This is a genomic window from Streptomyces sp. NPDC050121 (genome assembly GCF_044460385.1).
Classification (GTDB): Bacteria; Actinomycetota; Actinomycetes; order Streptomycetales; family Streptomycetaceae; genus Streptomyces; species Streptomyces soliscabiei.
The window spans coordinates 77359-94383 of sequence record NZ_JBITJV010000007.1 but is presented as its reverse complement, the minus strand read 5'-3'; the positions used below and the strand labels follow the sequence as shown (position 1 = coordinate 94383).

Annotated in this window: 17 protein-coding genes and 1 pseudogene; 12 read left to right on the top strand and 6 right to left on the bottom strand. The window is 73.0% G+C overall.

Annotated features, from left to right (window positions below):
* Window positions 1-7 precede the first annotated feature (7 nt).
* A complete protein-coding gene (locus tag ACIBTS_RS13155; protein WP_399318997.1) occupies window positions 8-2074 on the top strand; it encodes a SpoIIE family protein phosphatase in 2067 nt (688 codons plus the stop codon).
* Between the two features lie 117 nt (window positions 2075-2191).
* A complete protein-coding gene (locus tag ACIBTS_RS13150; RefSeq protein WP_399318996.1) occupies window positions 2192-2887 on the top strand; it encodes a hypothetical protein in 696 nt (231 codons plus the stop codon).
* Here ACIBTS_RS13150 and ACIBTS_RS13145 read toward each other — a convergent pair.
* Window positions 2880-3761, bottom strand: coding sequence for a putative protein N(5)-glutamine methyltransferase (locus tag ACIBTS_RS13145; RefSeq protein WP_399318995.1), 882 nt, complete (start codon window positions 3759-3761; stop codon window positions 2880-2882). The genes ACIBTS_RS13150 and ACIBTS_RS13145 overlap by 8 nt on opposite strands.
* A gap of 215 nt (window positions 3762-3976) precedes the next feature.
* Between ACIBTS_RS13145 and ACIBTS_RS13140 the strand changes: the two genes are divergently transcribed.
* Window positions 3977-4414: a MarR family winged helix-turn-helix transcriptional regulator gene (locus ACIBTS_RS13140; RefSeq protein WP_399318993.1), complete on the top strand. Its 438-nt coding sequence runs from the start codon at window positions 3977-3979 to the stop codon at window positions 4412-4414.
* 45 nt (window positions 4415-4459) lie between these two features.
* On the opposite strand, the gene ACIBTS_RS13135 is transcribed toward ACIBTS_RS13140, so the two are convergent.
* Both ACIBTS_RS13135 and ACIBTS_RS13130 read right to left on the bottom strand, forming a co-directional pair.
* Window positions 4460-5311, bottom strand: coding sequence for a GNAT family N-acetyltransferase (locus ACIBTS_RS13135; protein WP_399318991.1), 852 nt, complete (start codon window positions 5309-5311; stop codon window positions 4460-4462).
* Window positions 5308-6240, bottom strand: coding sequence for an NADP-dependent oxidoreductase (locus tag ACIBTS_RS13130; protein ID WP_399318990.1), 933 nt, complete (start codon window positions 6238-6240; stop codon window positions 5308-5310). Before ACIBTS_RS13130 ends, ACIBTS_RS13135 begins: the two co-directional genes overlap by 4 nt.
* A 211-nt stretch (window positions 6241-6451) precedes the next feature.
* Here ACIBTS_RS13130 and ACIBTS_RS13125 point away from each other — a divergent pair, with 211 nt between their 5' ends.
* From ACIBTS_RS13125 to ACIBTS_RS13100, 6 genes are all read left to right on the top strand, one after another.
* A complete protein-coding gene (locus ACIBTS_RS13125; protein WP_399318988.1) occupies window positions 6452-7057 on the top strand; it encodes a sulfite oxidase-like oxidoreductase in 606 nt (201 codons plus the stop codon).
* Window positions 7050-7820, top strand: a complete 771-nt coding sequence (locus ACIBTS_RS13120) for a ferredoxin reductase (protein WP_399318986.1) — start codon at window positions 7050-7052, stop codon at window positions 7818-7820. The genes ACIBTS_RS13125 and ACIBTS_RS13120 overlap by 8 nt, the downstream gene beginning before the upstream one ends.
* 110 nt (window positions 7821-7930) lie before the next feature.
* The gene (locus ACIBTS_RS13115; protein WP_399319296.1) at window positions 7931-8518 is read left to right on the top strand and encodes a hypothetical protein; all 588 of its coding nucleotides are present in this window, start codon (window positions 7931-7933) and stop codon (window positions 8516-8518) included.
* A gap of 87 nt (window positions 8519-8605) precedes the next feature.
* Window positions 8606-9574, top strand: coding sequence for an acetylxylan esterase (locus ACIBTS_RS13110; protein WP_399318984.1), 969 nt, complete (start codon window positions 8606-8608; stop codon window positions 9572-9574).
* An 11-nt stretch (window positions 9575-9585) separates the two neighbouring features.
* A complete protein-coding gene (locus tag ACIBTS_RS13105; RefSeq protein ID WP_399318982.1) occupies window positions 9586-9990 on the top strand; it encodes a nuclear transport factor 2 family protein in 405 nt (134 codons plus the stop codon).
* A gap of 100 nt (window positions 9991-10090) precedes the next feature.
* Window positions 10091-11257 (top strand): serine hydrolase domain-containing protein, encoded by a 1167-nt coding sequence (locus ACIBTS_RS13100; protein ID WP_399318980.1) that lies wholly within the window; start codon window positions 10091-10093, stop codon window positions 11255-11257.
* A 40-nt stretch (window positions 11258-11297) separates the two neighbouring features.
* On the opposite strand, the gene ACIBTS_RS13095 is transcribed toward ACIBTS_RS13100, so the two are convergent.
* Together ACIBTS_RS13095 and ACIBTS_RS13090 are read right to left on the bottom strand one after the other, a co-directional pair.
* Window positions 11298-12023, bottom strand: coding sequence for a class I SAM-dependent methyltransferase (locus ACIBTS_RS13095; protein ID WP_319673503.1), 726 nt, complete (start codon window positions 12021-12023; stop codon window positions 11298-11300).
* A 5-nt stretch (window positions 12024-12028) separates the two neighbouring features.
* The gene (locus ACIBTS_RS13090) at window positions 12029-12592 is read right to left on the bottom strand and encodes a PadR family transcriptional regulator (protein ID WP_399318978.1); all 564 of its coding nucleotides are present in this window, start codon (window positions 12590-12592) and stop codon (window positions 12029-12031) included.
* A 76-nt stretch (window positions 12593-12668) separates the two neighbouring features.
* Here ACIBTS_RS13090 and ACIBTS_RS13085 point away from each other — a divergent pair, with 76 nt between their 5' ends.
* Window positions 12669-13076: a nuclear transport factor 2 family protein gene (locus ACIBTS_RS13085; RefSeq protein ID WP_079664397.1), complete on the top strand. Its 408-nt coding sequence runs from the start codon at window positions 12669-12671 to the stop codon at window positions 13074-13076.
* A gap of 10 nt (window positions 13077-13086) precedes the next feature.
* Here the strand turns inward: ACIBTS_RS13085 and ACIBTS_RS13080 are convergent, their stop codons facing one another.
* Window positions 13087-13977, bottom strand: a complete 891-nt coding sequence (locus ACIBTS_RS13080; protein WP_399318976.1) for a hypothetical protein — start codon at window positions 13975-13977, stop codon at window positions 13087-13089.
* Between the two features lie 442 nt (window positions 13978-14419).
* On the opposite strand from ACIBTS_RS13080, the pseudogene ACIBTS_RS13075 reads away from it, so the two are divergent.
* Window positions 14420-15432, top strand: a pseudogene (locus ACIBTS_RS13075) (transcription termination factor Rho).
* 108 nt (window positions 15433-15540) lie between these two features.
* Window positions 15541-16755 (top strand): D-alanyl-D-alanine carboxypeptidase family protein, encoded by a 1215-nt coding sequence (locus tag ACIBTS_RS13070; RefSeq protein WP_399318974.1) that lies wholly within the window; start codon window positions 15541-15543, stop codon window positions 16753-16755.
* Window positions 16756-17025: the final 270 nt, after the last annotated feature.

Sequence of the window (17025 nt, the reverse complement as noted above, 5' to 3'; positions counted from 1 at the left end):
GCGTGGCATGAGTGCAGGCGGATCGTCCGCGGCCGAGGGTGGCGGCCCAACAGGCCCCAGCGGGCTGCTGGACGTGCTGAACGTGGCCTCGGTGGTACTCGACGCCGAGGGCCGTATCGCGCTGTGGAGTCCGCAGGCCGAAGAGCTGTTCGGCTACTCGGCGCAGGAGGCGCTGGGGCGCTACGCGGCCCGGGTGATGGTCAACGAGCAGCACGTCGACCTGGTGGTGAAACTGTTCGCGGACGTCATGGCCACCGGCCGGAGCTGGGCGGGGGCGTTCCCCATCCGGCGCAAGGACGGCACCACCCGGTTGGTGGAGTTCCGCAACATGCGGCTCATGGACGACCGGGGCGATGTGTACGCCCTGGGCCTCGCCGCCGACCGCACGACGGTGCGCCGACTGGAGCGGGACGTGGCCCTGTCCAAGCGGATGGTCGAACAGTCACCCAACGGCCTCGCCGTCCTGGACACCGACCTGCGGTACGTCTCGGTCAACTCCGCGATGGAACGGCTCAACGGTGTGCCCGCCGAGGAGCACCTGGGGCGGACGGTCCCCGAGGTGCTGCCCCGGGGGGATGCGGAGCTCCTGGAGTCCGCGGCGCGCCAGGTGCTGCGGACCGGAAAGCCGCTCGTCGACCGGTTCACGGTCGGCCGCACCCCCGCCGACCCCGACGAGGACCACGCCTGGTCGGTCTCCCTCTACCGCCTGGAGGACGCCCGCGGCACCGTGCTGGGCGTGGCCGCCTCCGTCGTCGACGTCACCGACCGGCACCGGGCGGCCGTCGAGGCGGAGTCGGCGCGCCGCCGGCTGGCGCTGATCGCGGACGCCTCGGCCCGGATCGGCACCACCCTGGACCTGGAGCGCACCGCCCGCGAACTGGCCGACGTGGCCGTACCGGAGCTGGCGGACGTGGCCGCGGTGGAACTGCTCGACGCCGTGGTGGCGGGCCGGCGCACCAGCCTCGGCCCCGCGGAGGACGCGGTGATCCGCGCCCTGGCCGTCCGGGTGTACAACGCACCCGACGCCCTGCAGGCCTCCGACCCGCCCGGCCAGGTCGCCCGCTACGGGCCGCAGCGGCTCATCACGGAGTGCGTGCGCACCGGCCGGCCGGTCATGGTCGCGCAGGTCAAGGACGAGGACCTCACGCGCATCGCCCGCTCCCCCGAGTCGGCCGAGCTGCTGGCCCGGGCGGGTGTCCACTCCTATCTGGCCGTGCCGCTCATCGCACGGGGCGAGGTGCTCGGCGCCCTCGACCTGAAGCGGATCCACCATCCGCTCCCCTTCGGCCGGGACGACCTGCTGCTCGCCCGCGAACTGGCCGCGCGCGCCGCCGTGCAGATCGACAACGCCCGCTGGTACCAGAACGCCCGCACCACCGCGCTCACCCTGCAGCGCAGCCTGCTGCCGAGTCATCCGGCCGTCACCGGCGGCCTGGAGGTCGCCTCCCGCTACCAGCCGGCCGGGGCCACCACCGAGGTCGGCGGCGACTGGTTCGACGTCATCCCGCTGCCGGACGGCAAGACGGCGCTCGTCGTCGGCGACGTCATGGGCAGCGGCATCGACGCCGCCGCGACGATGGGCCGGCTGCGCACCGCGACGACCACGCTGGCCTCCCTGGACCTGGACCCGGCGGTCCTCCTCGAGCACCTCGACCGGATCACCCAGGGCCTGGACCACTCCATCGCCACCTGCGTGTACGCAGTCCACGACCCTCGGCTGGGGCAGTGCCGGATCGCCAACGCGGGACATCTGCCGCCCGCCCGGGTGCGTCCGGGCCGGCCGCCGGAGCTGCTGGACCTGCCCACCGGGGCGCCACTGGGCGTGGGCGGGGTGGCGTTCTCCACGACCGACGTCGACTTCGCGCCCGGCGACCAGCTCGTGCTGTACACGGACGGCCTCGTCGAGACCCGCGTGCACTCCCTCGACGAGCGCCTGGAGGCGCTGCTGGCGCTGCTCGACGACCCCGCGCGCCCCCTGGAGGAGCTGTGCGACCTGCTGCTGAGCGCGCTGCACCACCCCGACAACCACGACGACGTGGCGCTGCTGGTGGCACGGGCGCGGTCCACCGCCTAGCCCGCCCTTCGCCGCGATTCACAGGCTTCTGTTACCGGTTCCTTATCGGGCACCTCGGACAATCACAGTGAGGCGTGGCAGTGGTGCCGCCGTCGTGGCCGAGGAGAGTGAGCCGTGATGCAGGAGCCGCAGAAGCCGGACGGCCCGGAAGAGCCGCACGAGGTCGAACTGCTGTCGGGACCGGGCGACGAGGAACGCGAACACGCCCACCTGCGCGCACTGTGGCAGCGGCGGTCCGCCCGCGGGCGGGCGGTGATCGCGGCCACGACCGTCGCCGTTCTGGCGCTCGGCGGCACCGTCGCGTACGCGGCGACGAACGGCTCGGACGGCGGCTCACCCTCCGCGTCGCCGTCCGCCTCCTCCTCCGAGGGCCCCGGCGGACGGCACGGTCACGGTGGCCCGTGGTTCGGCATGGGCGGCGACGCGGTGCACGGTGAGGCGACCGTCAAGGACCCCGACACCGGCAAGTGGGTCGTCCGCGTATGGCAGCGGGGCACGGTGCAGAAGGTGAACGACGACCGTGTCACCGTCAAGAGCGAGGACGGCACGTCGTGGACGTGGACCGTGCCTTCGGACACCTCCGTCCGGTCCGACGGCGGCTCCAGCTCCGGGGCAGGCTCGCTGAAGAAGGGTGACACGGTGTACGTCGTCGGGTCCCGGTCCGGCGACACCAACACGGCCGACCGCGTCCTGTCGGGCGCCTTCGACGACCATGGCCCGGGCCACCGGCGCGGCGGCTTCCCGGGGCACGGCCCGTGGGACCGCGGCGAGGACCGCTCCCCCAGCCCCACGGGCAGCGGCGCCGCTACCTGACCCTGGTGCCGACGACCACGTGGGCGTACAGCTCCTCGTCCTGCGCCAGACGCACCGCCAGGCCGGCATCGGTGAACGCCTCGACGGCGGCCGGGGCCTGACGCTCACTGGTCTCGATGAGGAGGCAGCCGCCGGGGGCGAGCCACCGCGGCGCCTCGGCAGCCACCCGGCGCAGCACGTCCAGCCCGTCGCCGCCGCCGTCGAGAGCGGTGAGCGGCTCGTGCTCACGAGCCTCCGCCGGCAGCAGCGGGACCTCGCCGGTGGGGACGTACGGCACATTGGCGGCAAGGATGTCGACGCGCCCGCGGAGTTGGGCGGGCAGTGCCTCGAACAGGTCGCCGGTGTAGGCGTGTCCGCCGTGCCCGGCGACGTTGCGCCGCGCACAGCGCACGGCCGCCGGGTCGATGTCGGCGGCGTGCAGCTCGACCTGGTCCAGGGAGGCGGCGAGGGCGGCGCCGACCGCGCCCGAGCCGCAGCACAGGTCGACGACGACGCAGGCGTGCGGCGCCGCGGCGAGGGCCTGGTCGACGAGGAACTCGGTGCGGCGGCGGGGCACGAAGACGCCCGTCTCGACGATGATGCGCAGACCGTGGAACTCTGCCCAGCCCACGACGTGTTCGAGGGGCAGACCCGAGGCACGGCGCTCCGCCATGGCGGCGGCCTCATCCAGGGTCCGGGCCGCGGCGAGGATCAACTCGGCCTCGTCCTCGGCGAAGACGCAACCAGCGGCCCGCAGAACGGCGACAAGGCCGTCACGGACCGAGGAAGCGGGCGCCGGCTGACGCTCTGAAGGAGAGGGCGAGGACAAAGAGGACAAAGGGGAGGAGGAGAAAGAGGAAGGCGAAGAAGAAGAGGCGGAAGAAGAAGAGGGCATGGAGCCGAGAAGCCTTTCGGAAGCCGAAGGGCGCTCTCGCGGTCGCCTACGGGCAGCGATCCACGCCGACACGAGGTGAGAGCACCCGACCTGACACAGCGGTAATGGGTCTCACCTCCTCGGCCTCGCACGACTGGGAGCATCCGCAGCCGGACGGCCACCCTACCCCAATGACTCCGGTTGTACTATGCAACCAGGAGAGTGAGGGAGAGCCAGTGGAAGCAGCCGAGGCCGTGGAGACGATCCAGCGGGAGATGACGGTCTTCGCCCGGCGGGCCCGCGCGTCGGCGGGCCGGCTGCACCCCGAGCTGTCGCTGGTGTCGTACACGCTCCTCGGCCACCTGGAGGAGGTTGGCGGCTGCCGGGCCACCGACCTCGCCGCGCACTACGCCCTGGACAAGTCCACGGTGAGCCGCCAGGTCGCCGCCCTGGAGCGCGCCGCCCTGATCGAACGGCGCCAGGACCCCGAGGACCACCGCGTCCAGGTACTCCACCTCACCGACGTCGGCCGCCACATCCTCGCCCAGGTCACCGAAAGCCGCCGCACGGCGTTCCGTGAACGTCTGGCGCAGTGGCCGCCGGAGGATCTGGCCCGCTTCGCGGAGTACCTGACGCGGTACAACGCATGGACCCGCCCCACCACAGGCCCGTAGCCCTTCTCCTCGCCCACAGGCCCGTAGCCCTTCTCCTCGCCCCGGCTACGCCACCGGCATCGCCTCCCGCCCCTCCCCCAGCCGCTCCGGCACCCGTGCTGCCAGGAACTGGGTGGTGCGGCGCACGCGAAAGCCCAGGGACTCGTAGAGGCGGATGGCGTTCGTGTTGCCGGCGCCGGTGTGCAGGAAGGGGGTTTCGCCGCGTTCGCGGATGCCGTGGGCGACGGCGAGGATCAGCCGGGTCGCCAGGCCCTGGCCACGGAAGGCGGGGTCGGTGCACACCGCGCTGATCTCGGTCCAGCCCGGCGGATGCAGACGTTCACCGGCGACGGCGATCAGGGCGCCGTCGCGGCGTATGCCCAGGTAGGTGCCGAGTTCGATGGTGCGGGACTCGAACGGGCCCGGCCGGGTGCGGGCGACCAGGTCGAGGATCTCGGGTACGTCGGCGGAGCCGAGGCGGATCGCCTCCGGGTCGGGCGCGGCGGCCAGGCCGTCGTCGACGAGCTGTACGCCCTCGCCGTGGAAGGTGATCTCCCAGTCGGGCGGGACCTCGCCGCGGAAGCCGAGCAGCGGGACCTCCGCGCCGGGGCCGGCGAGCGCGGCGAGGTCCGCCCAGTCGTCGGCGTCCAGGTCCTCCGGCAACGCCAGCCAGGGCGACACGTCGACCGGGTAGCGCAGGATGCGCCCCCGACGCTCGGCGAACCGGGCGTGCGGCCCGGTGAGGGAGGCGAGGGCGGGATGGTCGAGGACATGCCGGGGCTCGGTGCTCTCCGGACCGCGCGGCTCACGGGGCTCGGCGCCGTGCCGCGCAGGGACGGGCCAGAGGTCCGCGCCCGAAACGTCGCGCGGCTCCTCGCTCCTCGGATCCGGGATGCCTGAAGGATCGGGGACGGTCATATCGCCGCTCCGATCTCGAGGACGACCTTGCCGCGGGCGTGGCCGTTCTCCACCTCGCGCAGGGCCTCGCCCGCCCGTGCCAGCGGGAGGGTCAGGGTGACGTGCGGGTTCAGCGCGCCGCGGACGACGAGGTCGGCCACCGCTTGCAGGACGGCCGCGTTGCGGGCGCGCGCCACCCGGGCGCCGCCCAGCCGCTCGACCTCCTCGGCCGGGGCGCCGGCGGTGATCAGCCGGGAGCGGTCCCGCAGCAGCCCGGCCGCCTCGTGGAGCACATCGCCGCCGACCAGGTCGTAGACGCCGTCGACGCCGTCCGGGGCGGCCGACCGCACGGCGTCCGCCCAGCCCTCGCCGGACGGGACGTGCACCGCGCCCAGCGACTCCAGGAAGTCCTTCTTGCCCTCGCTCGCGACGCCCACGACCCGCAGCCCGAGGGCGCTCGCGATCTGCACGACGGCGGCCCCGACCCCGCCGCCCGCGCCGGTGACCAGCAGCGTCGCCCCGCTGGGCAGGGCGAGCTGGTGAACGCCGTCGTAGGCGGTCGCGGCGGCCACGGGGAGGGTGGCCGCGTCGGTGAAGGACAGCTCTGCAGGCTTGTGGGCGGTGATGCCGGCGGCCAGCAGGGCGTACTCGGCGTAGGCGCCGGCGACCGCCGTGCCGAACACCGCGTCGCCGGGCGCGAACCCGGTGACGCCCTCGCCGATCTCCTCGACGACGCCGGCCGCCTCGTTGCCCAGGACCGAGGGGAACACCCGCTCACCCGTCTCGCCGGGGCGCCGGTAGCCCGTGCGCTGCTTCCAGTCCACGGGGTTCACTCCCGCCGCCCGCACCGCGACGAGCACCTCGCCGGGCCCGGGACGGGGCCGGTCCAGGTCGACGAGCGCCTCGGTCTCCGGGCCGCCGTACCGGGTGAAGACGTACGCCTTCGGCATTGCTCCCACTCTCCTTCGCCGGCACCGGACCGCTGGATCGCTGGATCCGGGACGACACGTTCAAGAGCGGGGAGCCGAGGGGGTATTCCCGGCCGTCGGGAGTGTTCATACGGGCTTGATGATCGGCGGGCGGACCCGGTGCGGAGCACTCCCGACGTGCACGTACGGTTGACTGCGTAACCAACCGCCGCCGCATTCCCGCTGGAACCGTATGAACGTCACCCGAGGCTTCGCCGGACGCCCCCGCCTCCACAATCCGGGGCTGCCCCCCGGCCAGTACGACGCGGGCGACGACTGGCCCGTGCTGTCCGCCGAGGTCACACCCGACCTCGCGCCCGCCGACTGGACCTTCCGCGTGGACGGGCTGGTGGCGGCGCCCCGCACCTGGGACTGGGACGAGGCGCACACGCTGCCGGAGTCCGTGTACGAGGGCGACATCCACTGTGTGACCAGCTGGTCGAAGTTCGGCGTGCGGTTCGCGGGCGTGTCCCTGGACGCGTTCCTGGCGGCCGTCCGGCCCGCCGCGTCGGCGACCCACGCCGTCGCCTACTCGCACACCGGGTACACCACGAACCTCCCCCTGTCCGACCTCACCGGCGGCCGGGCCTGGATCGCCTGGGAGTACGACGGGAAGCCCCTCACGGCCGAGCACGGCGGTCCGGCGCGGCTGCTGGTGCCGCACCTGTACTTCTGGAAGAGCGCCAAGTGGATCGCGGGCCTGCGCCTCCTCGACCACGACGAGCCGGGTTTCTGGGAGCAGAACGGCTACCACGCGCGGGGCAACCCCTGGCAGGAGCAGAGGTACTCCGGTGACTGAGACGTTCACCGCCCCTGCCTTCACGCCCCCGACGCGGTTCGCCGTGCCGGGCCGGATCGCCGTGAGCAACCGGGACGCCGCCGTGTGGCAGACGGCCACGCTCACCGAGATCCGCCGCGAGACCCCGCGGGCGGCCACCTTCCGGTTCGCGGTGCCGGCCTGGGCGGGGCACCTGCCCGGCCAGCACCTGATGCTGCGGCTCACGGCCGACGACGGCTACACCGCTCAGCGGCACTATTCGATCGCCTCCGCGCCCGACGACGCCGGCCACATCGAGCTGACCCTGGACCATGTGGACGGCGGCGAGGTCTCCGGCTGGTTCCACACCGTCGCCGAGCCGGGTGACGAGGTCGAGGTGCGCGGCCCGCTCAGCGGCTTCTTCGCCTGGCCCGGCGACCGGCCCGCGCTGCTGATCGGCGCCGGCTCCGGGGTCGTCCCGCTGATGTCGATGGTCCGCCACCACCGAGCCCGCGGCCTCGACGTGCCGCTGCGGCTGCTGGTGTCCGCGCGCGGCCCCGAGGAACTGATCTACGCGCGCGAGTACGGCACGGAGACGACGCCGGTGTTCACCCGCAGCGCGCCGGCGGGCGTTCCGGTGGGCCGGCTCACCGCCGAGCAGGTGGCTCCGCTGCTCGCGCAGGCGCCGCAGGGCGGCTGGGAGGCGTATGTGTGCGGTTCCAACGGGTTCGCCGAGCACGCCTCGCGGCTGCTGGTGGAGGCCGGGCAGCCGGTGGACCGCATCCGCATCGAACGGTTCGGCTGACGCTCTCCCGGCTCCAGGGAGCCGTCGTGAACGATGCGTGAAACGATGTACTCCGAACGGAGTACGACACTCATGTGGGCACTCGTACGCGTGACGGCGAGGAGGTCGACATGCGAACCCGGGTGCGGGGCTGGCGCTGGCGGCACAATCCGCTGCGGCGCCGGTCGGACGTCGTGGAGGCGTGGACGGCGCTGGCCGTCGCCGTGCTCCTGCTGGTCGCCGTGCCGCTGGCCGGGGTGCTCGCCGGCCGGTGGGCACATGGCGACGCCCAGGCGGCCGCGGACCGGCAGCGGGCCGAACGTCATCGGGTGCGGGCCGAGGTCGTGGGCCGTCCACCCGATGCCGTGCCCTCGGTGGAGGGCGGCAGCCGGCAGACGGTCCGGGTGAGCGTGCGCTGGACGCCGCCCGGTGAACACGTGCGGACGGCGGCCGCCCGGGTGCCCGCGGGCACCCGCCAGGGCGACGTGGTGGAGGTGTGGTTCGACGACCGGGGACGGAGCGTCGCGCCGCCGCCGAACGACACGATGGTGTGGCAGCACGCCGTGACGATGGGCACGTGCGCGGCCGGCGGCACGGGCGCCGCGGTGCTGCTCGGGCACGCCGTGGTCCGCCGGGTGGCGATGCGTCACCGGCTGGACGAGTGGGAGCAGGAGTGGACCCGTACCGAGCCGCAGTGGACCCGTCGCCGGCCCGCCTGAAGCTCCTGACCAGGATCTGGCGAGGCCTTCCGCCGCCCACATAGGGTGGATGTATTCGTACGGGCACTTAACAAAAGGCGGTCCTTCATGCCCCTGTTCGACCTGTCCCTCAAGGAGCTCCACGAGTACCGCAGCGCATCCATCGAGCCGGAGGACTTCGACGCGTTCTGGTCCAAGACCCTCCAGGAAGCCCGCGATCACGACCTGGACGCCCGTTTCGAGCCGGTCGACACGGGCCTGAGCACCGTGCGGGTCTTCGACGTGACGTTCGCCGGGTTCGGCGGCCACCCGGTGAAGGGCTGGCTGATGGTGCCCGCCGGGGCCGAGGAACCGCTGCCCCTGGTCGTGGAGTTCGTCGGCTACGGCGGCGGACGCGGTCTGCCGCACGAGCACCTGCTGTGGGCGTCGACGGGCCGCGCGTACTTCGTCATGGACACCCGTGGCCAGGGCAGCGTATGGGGCGGCGGGGGCGGGACCGCGGACCCGGTGGGCAGCGCGCCCGCCTACCCCGGTTTCATGACCCAGGGCATCGACGCTCCCGAGAACTACTACTACCGCCGGGTGATCACGGACGCGGTGCGCGCGATCGAGGCGGCCCGCTCCCACCCGCTGACCGACGCGTCGCGGACCGTGGCGCTCGGCGGGAGCCAGGGCGGCGGTCTCTCGATCGCCGTCGGCGGACTGGTGCCCGACCTGGCGGCGGTCGCCCCGGACGTGCCGTTCCTGTGCGACTTCCCGCGCGCCACGATCCTGACGGACCGTCACCCGTACCGTGAGATCGGCCTGTTCCTCAAGACGCATCGCGGCCGCACCCAGGACACCCTGCGCACGCTGGCGTACTTCGACGGCGTGCACTTCGCGTCCCGCGCCTCGGCTCCCGCCCTGTTCTCGGCGGCCCTGGAGGACCAGACCTGCCCGCCGTCGACCGTGTTCGCCGCCTTCAACGCCTGGGCGCACGAGGACAAGACGATCGAGGTGTACGACTTCAACGACCACGAGGGCGGCGGCCCCCACCACGAGCGGGCCAAGCTGCGCTGGCTGAGCACGCACGTCTGAGCGGCCGGCCGGTGGAGACGCGTGCCGCCGCCGAACGGTTCGCAGCGGTGTGGGAGCGGGCCTGGGCGGCGCACGACGTGGACGCACTGCTGGAGCTGTACGCCGAGGCCTGCGTCCACCGCTCGATGCCCTTTCGAGAACCGCACCGGGGGCGGGACGAGTTGGCGGCGTACTTGCGCTGGTCGTTCGCGGCGGAGCGGGTGGTCGACGTGCGGTTCTCGCCCCCGGCGGTCGGTGCGAACGGCGTGGCGGTGGCCGAGTTCCGGGTGCTGTCCGAGGAGGACGGGGCGGCCGTGACGCTGGCCGGCTGTGTCTTCGTCCGGTTCGACGACGCCGGTCTGGCGGTAGAGACACGGGACTACTGGCATACGGCCGAGGGTCACCGGGAACCGGCGGGGCGTCGTTTCCTCCTGTGACCCCGCCGGGCGGGCTTCCCTCCCGTCCGACCAGTCGGTACGTTCGGGGGGCCCGGGCCGCACCGTCGCGGTCCGGGGTCCCGCGGACCACGGAGGCCCCATGTCCGAGCAGGTGTCACAGGTTCACGGCCACTGCGATCCACGGTTCACCGCGGTGCGCACCGCCTTCGAGGAGAACTTCCGCGACCGCGACGAGCTGGGCGCCGCGGTGTGCGTCACGGTCGACGGCGTGCCGGTGGCCGACCTGTGGGGCGGCTGGGCCGATCCGGCGCGCACGCGCGCGTGGGAGCGGGACACGCTGGTCAATGTCTGGTCCACGTCGAAGGGCCCGACGGCGCTGTGCGCGCACATCCTCGCCGACCGGGGGCTGCTCGACCTCGACGCGCCGGTGGCCGCCTACTGGCCGGAGTTCGCCGCGGCGGGCAAGGAGCGGATCCTCGTCCGTCATCTGCTCTCCCACCGCGCGGGCCTGGCAGGGCTGCGGGAGCCGCACTCGCTCGAGCAGCTCTACGACTGGGAGCTGACCACCGCCCGCCTCGCGGCCACCGAGCCCTGGTGGGAGCCGGGCACCCGGTCCGGCTATCACGCCCACACCTACGGCTTCCTGGTCGGCGAGGTCGTGCGGCGGGTCTCGGGGCTGCTGCCGGGGGCCTTCCTGGAGCGGGAGGTGACCGGCCCGCTGGGCCTCGACTTCACGATCGGACTGCCGGAGAAGGAGGCGGACCGGGCGGCCGAACTGGTGCATCCGCCGACCGCCTCGTCCACCGAACAGGCCGCGGTCTTCGGCCAGTTGGCGCCCGTGGCGCTGGCCGCTCTGGCCAACCCCCTGGCCGGCGCGGCCGAGGCCAACTCGCCGCGGTGGCGGGCCGCGGAGCTCCCGGCCGCGAACGGCCACGGCACGGCGCGGGCGGTCGCCGCGCTGTACGGGATCTTCGCCGGCCGTGGCGCGTACGGCGGCCGCCGCGTCCTGTCCGCGGAGGCGGCCGAGCGGGTCCGGCAGGGGCAGGGCAGCTGCCGGGACATCGTGCTGGGGGCCGGGTTCGACCACGAGACCGAGATCGGGCTCGGGCTGTGGCTCAGCGGTCCGAACGGATCGTACGGACCCAACCCGCGCGCGTTCGGACACGACGGCTTCGGCGGCTCCTGCGGGCTGGCAGACCCGGAGGCGGGGGTGTCGCTGGGGTACGTCATGAACCGTATGGGGCCGCACATCGCCGACGACCCGCGCAAGAGGGCGTTGGTGGACGCCCTGTACAGCGTGCTGTGACCACCCGGGTGCCGGTCGCGGCAGCGCGGGGGCCGTGGCCTCAGTCCGCCCGGCGCGCCTCGACCATGCGTACGCGTGGACTTCCGTCGCTCCTCGTCCCGAACTCGGGCAGGGCGCGGAGGTCCACGCGGAACCCGGCGTGTTCCAGTTCGCGCCGGACCTCGCCGAGCCGGAAGGCGCGGTAGTACATCACGAACGGCGGCCGCCACAGGGCGTTGCGCACCCGCATCACGGTGTCGAAGCCGAGGAGCATCCAGTAGACCGGAGAGTACGGCCGGGGCGGCGCGACGAGGGGGAACGCGAAGCAGCCGCCCGGCCGCAGCACCCCGTGCACCTGGGCGAACAGGCCCGGCAGCTCACGGGGCAGGAAGTGCCCGAACGCGCCGAAGCTGACGACGAGGTCGAAGCCGGCGGTGAACGGCAGGGCGCGGGCATCCGCACGCACCCAGGACACCCGCGGGCCCGCCGGGCGGCTCCGGCCGCGTGCCTCGTCGAGCATGCCCGCGCTGAAGTCGATCCCGGTCACGCGGCCGTGGCACACCGTGGCCAGGACGTCGACCCCGGCGCCCGTGCCGCAGCACAGGTCGAGGCCGTCCTCGTAGGGCCCCGACTCCTTCAGGGCCGAGGCGACCGCGTCCAGGACGGAGTCCGGGGTGCGGAACGGCGTGTGGTCGAACTTCGGGGCGAGGAGGTCGTAGCCGCGCTCGACGGACGACAGGGCCTGGACGGCGAGTTCGCGCAGGGTGGGGCCTTCGGGGCTGAACATCTGCGTCACCCTACGGCGGTCCGCCGCTTCAGGAGCGCGAGGGCGCGCTCGCACCAGCGCAGGTTCGTCTCCTCGAAGGCGATGCCGCCCATCAGGGTCAGGTAGGGGCCGATCCGGTCGGCCTCGCTCAGATACACCTCCTCCGTGCGCCCTCTGAGGAGGCGGTCACGCAGCCGCTCATAGCGGTCGAGCTTGGCGCGCGACCAGGTCATGCGTTCCTCGATGAGCGCGCGGGTCACCTCGGGGTCGACGGAGTCCGCCGCCTGGATCTTGATGAGGAGTTCGTCGCGAAGGGCGGTGGGCCGGCGGGGCGGGGTGGCGGCGAAGGCGCTCAGGTCCTCGCGGCCCGCCTCGGTGAGGGTGAACATCCGCTTGTTGGGCCGGCGTTCCTGCCGCACCACGCGCGCTTCGATCAGGCCGTCCTGCGCGAGGCGCTCCAGTTCGCGGTAGAGCTGCTGCGGGGTCGCGGGCCAGAAGTTCGCGAGGGAGGCGTCGAAGGCCTTCGACAGTTCGTAGCCCGAGGCCTCGCCGTCCAGGAGGGCGGCCAGGACGGCGTACTTGAGAGACATATGGACACGGTAGCAGCAGATGATTATTCTCATCTGCGTCTACTCAACAAATTTACTATCCAAATGGGGTGATCCGATGCGCGCGTTCCGTGAGGCGGTCGAGGCCGGCGATCTCGACGCCGTCGAGGCGCTGCTGGCCGAGGACGTGGTGTTCACCAGCCCGGTCGTGTTCAAGCCGTACCCGGGCAAGGCGATCACCGCGGCGATCCTGCGCGCCGTGGTGCGGGTCTTCGAGGACTTCCGGTACGAGCGGGAACTCGGCGGCGGCGACGGCCGCGACCACGCGCTGGTGTTCACGGCCCGGGTGGGCGAACGGCAGCTGTCCGGCTGCGACTTCATCCATCTGAACGAGGACGGACTCATCGACGAACTCACCGTCATGGTGCGCCCGTTGTCCGGTGCGCAGGCTCTCGCGGCGGCCATGGGCGCGCGGTTCGAGGAGATCGCGAAGGAGGCGGAGGCCCGGTCGGCCGCCGCCTCCTGACCGTCCGGCCTCAGCCCTTCAGGTCTCCCAGGGTCGTCTTCGTATCCGCCTTCAGCCAGTCGGAGACCTCTTGGAGCTTCGGCGGATCGGTGTCGGTGCTGTAGGAGGAGTAGTAGGCGCTGTAGCTCATCGTGTAGGTCACCCAGCCGTCGCGCACGGCGAGCGTGGCGTAGAGGGAACCGCTGGACGAGCCGGACGTGGTGTCGTCGCTGACGAGGTAGGCCTCGTCGCCTATGCCGGTGACGGCGTCCACGTCGTAACCCGTATGGCTGTCCGCGTAGTTCTTCCAGGTGGCGGTGAACTCGGGCCCGGGGTCGGTCTTCTTGTGCCGGTCCAGTTGGACGGAGAGGTACGCGTCCGAGTAGCTCGACCCGGTCTTCTTCAGGCTGAGGTTGCAGAGCCCCTCGTCGAGGGCGTCGTCCTTGAGGCTGTTGTGGGTCGGGGCGCCGTCGCTCTGCGGGTACTCCTCCTTGAAGGACGAGTAGTCGGTGGAGTTGCACAGGTTGGCCGGCGCCGGGTAGCCCCGCAGGTCCGGATCGGCTCCGGCGCCGATCAGGAAGACACCGGCCGCCCACGCGGCCGATGCCACCACCGCGCCGACCACGGCCCACAGGACCGCCCGCCCGGCGCCGCCACCCCCCGTGGGCGGCGGGCCGACGACGGGGTACGGGCCCGGCTGGGCGTACGGGTTGCCGGGCTGGGTCTGGACGGGCTGCCCGACCAGGGTCGGCTGGGCATGGACGCTGTGCGGGCCGGCGGGGGTCGCGGGCGCCGCGGGCGGGAAACCCAGCGGCCCGCCGGGGGCCGGCGACTGCGGATGCGGGTAGGGGTACGCGCTCGGCTGGGCCGGCGCCTCGGACGGCTGCTCCGGCTGCTGCGGAGGCTGAGGCGGCGTGGACATGTCGTGAAGATAGGGCAGATATAGCAGTCAAGTCCCTTGCTGTGACGGATCGTTACCCTCTGGGGACATGTACGGTAAACCTCGAAGAGGTCGAGTTGTCCCCGACCTCTCCTGTGTGCGCCCCGGGCCGTATGTGCCGCGCGGAACAAGCGATGCCGTGCGCGCGTTGACGCCTCGGAATCGACCGCTGTGCTACAGTGCCGGTAGCACTTGTGTACGCCCCCTGTCCGGGCGCCGGTGCCAGTTCCTCTTCAGTTCGCCGCATCACCCGCCCTTTCCGGCCGGTGCGACGGCTTTCCCGCACCACCTCACCAACGGCTCGTTTCCGCCGTCACCGAGGTGCTGTCCCCCGCCGCCCGAGGTGCGCCGTGCGCCCTCCCTTCGCGGCCGCCCCCCTCTGCTCCGCATGCCTCACGCCTTCCGTCCGTGAAAGGACCGACTCATGACCACCACTCTCGAACACCCCGCTGTGCAACAGCAGCCTTTGGCCCGGGTCGCCGCCGGTGTCCTCGACATCGACGCGAGCGGGAAGGGGCAGCTGCGCTCCGCGGACTGGCTGCCCACGCCCGCCGATGTCCAGGTGCCGGCCGCGCTGATCCGCCGTCACGGCCTGCGCAAGGGCGACCTCGTCGAAGGGGTGCGCGGCACCCAGCGCGCGCTGACCGAGGTCGCCCGCGTCAACGGCCGTACGCCCGACGCGCTGCCCGCCCGCCGTCACTTCCGTGACCTCACCCCCGTCCACCCGCACGAGCGGCTCCGCCTGGAACACCCGGCGGCCGGGCTCGCCGGGCGCGTCGCCGATCTCATCGCGCCCGTCGGCAAGGGCCAGCGCGGGCTGATCGTCGCCCCGCCGAAGACCGGCAAGACCGTGCTGCTCCAGCAGCTCGCCGCCGCCGTCGCCGGCAACCATCCCGAGTCGCGGCTGATGGTCGTCCTGCTCGACGAGCGGCCCGAGGAGGTCACCGACATGCGGCGCTCCGTGCGCGGCGAGGTGTACGCCTCGACCTTCGACCGGACGCCCAGGCAGCACATCGCGCTGGCCGAACTCGTCATCGAGCGTGCCAAGCGACTCGTCGAGGCGGGAGTGCGGCCACCGGCGGCGCCGAGGAAGGCGGCTCGCTCACCGTCCTCGCCACCGCGCTCGTCGAAACCGGCTCCCGCGCCGACGACTTCTACTTCGAGGAACTGAAGAGCACCGGCAACATGGAGCTCCGCCTCGACCGCGAGCCCGCCTCGCGTCGCGTCTTCCCGGCCGTCGACATCAACACCTCCGGCACCCGCCGCGAGGAACTCCTGCTCTCCCCCGGCGAGTTGACGGCCATGCGCGGCCTGCGCCGAGCTCTGCAGACACGGGACGGCCAGGCGAACCTGGAGACGCTCCTGGAGCGGATGCGTACGACCCCGGACAACGCGACCTTCCTGCGCCGCATCCAGCCGACACTGCCGGCCGCCTGACGTCGCCTCAAGCCGTCCGACGCCGCACGTGCGGCATCCGGGTGCTCACGGGTACCCGCTCGGCACGGGCAGCACGGCGAACGCCGCCTTCATTCCTACGTTGATCGTATGACGATCGGATTCTCTTCCCGGGTCGCTGTGGCGGCCTGCACGTTCTGTGCGGCAGGCGCCCTGCTCCTCGGGCCCACCGCGGTCGCCGCTCGGACCGGCCCGGACCCCCGAGCGCCCGGCGGAGCCGCCGGCGCCGGTGCGCCACGGGTGAAGACGCCGCGGCCGTCCCTGCTGTACCGCTCCGGCACGCAGGTCAGGCCCCACCGGGGCGCCCCCGAGGTCCCGGACGTCTCCGCCCTGTCGTGGCTGGTGGCGGACGCGCGGAGCGGCGCGGTGCTCGCCGCGTCGAACGCGCACCGCAAACTGCCCCCGGCCAGCACGTTGAAGACCCTCTTCGCCCTCACGGTGCTGCCGGTCCTGCCCGGCGGGATCCGGCACCGGGTGGGCGAGGAGGAACTCATGGACCTCGGGCCCGGCAGCAGCCTCGTCGGGGTCGCCGAGGGACACACGTACCAGGTCGCCGACCTGTGGCGCGGGGTGTTCCTCAACTCCGGCAACGACGCCGTGCACGTCCTGGCGGCGCTCAGCGGCGGCTGGCAGGCCACGGCCGTCCGGATGCAGGACAAGGCACGGTCCCTGGGCGCCCTGGACACACACGTACGCTCGCCCGACGGATACGACACCCCGGGCCAGGTGTCGTCGGCGTACGACCTGGCGGTGTTCGGGCGAGCGGGACTGCGCAACGCGGACTTCGCCCGGTACTGCGGCACCGCGGAGGCGGCCTTCCCGGGCGACGACGGCTCGGCCTACGAGATCACGAACACCAACCGGCTGTTGACGGGTGCGGACGGCGTCGAGCCGTATCCGGGGCTGATCGGGATCAAGAACGGCTACACCAGCAACGCCGGCAACACCCTGGTCGCCGCCGCCCGCCGGGGCGGACGCACCCTCGTCGTGACGGTGCTCAACCCCCGGGCGGGCGACGGGTTCGCCGTCTACGAAGAGGCCCGCGAGCTGCTGGACTGGGGGTTCGCGGCCGCCGGGCGGGTCGACGCGGTGGGCTCGCTGGACGCGCTGCGGGCCCACCCGCGTCCTCAGCCGGGGCCGGGCCCGACGCCGGCGTCCGTGTCGGCGCCCGTCGCCGCCGCGACCGCGGTCGACGACGCTCCCGGCTGGTCGGAGGCCGCATGCGTAGCGGGTGCCGCCGTACTGGGCGGGGCCGCCGTGGTGTTCGCGCTGCGGCTCGCGGATCGCCGCGTCTGCGGGAGATGACCGACCGGCAGCCACACCAGCAGACCGAGCGTGATCCACGTGTAGATGTTGCTGCCGAGGAACCCGTCGACCCCGGACGCGTCGTGGAACCACAGCCACACCACGCTGGTGCACAGCACCGCGTACAGGGCGCCCGCCACGCGTGGGCGCCCCGCGCGGATCAGCACGGCGAACGACGGCAGCAGCCAGACCAGGTGATGTACCCAGGTGACGGGGCTGACCAGACAGGCGGTGAGGCCGGTGAGGGCGAAGGCCGCCTGCCAGTCGCCC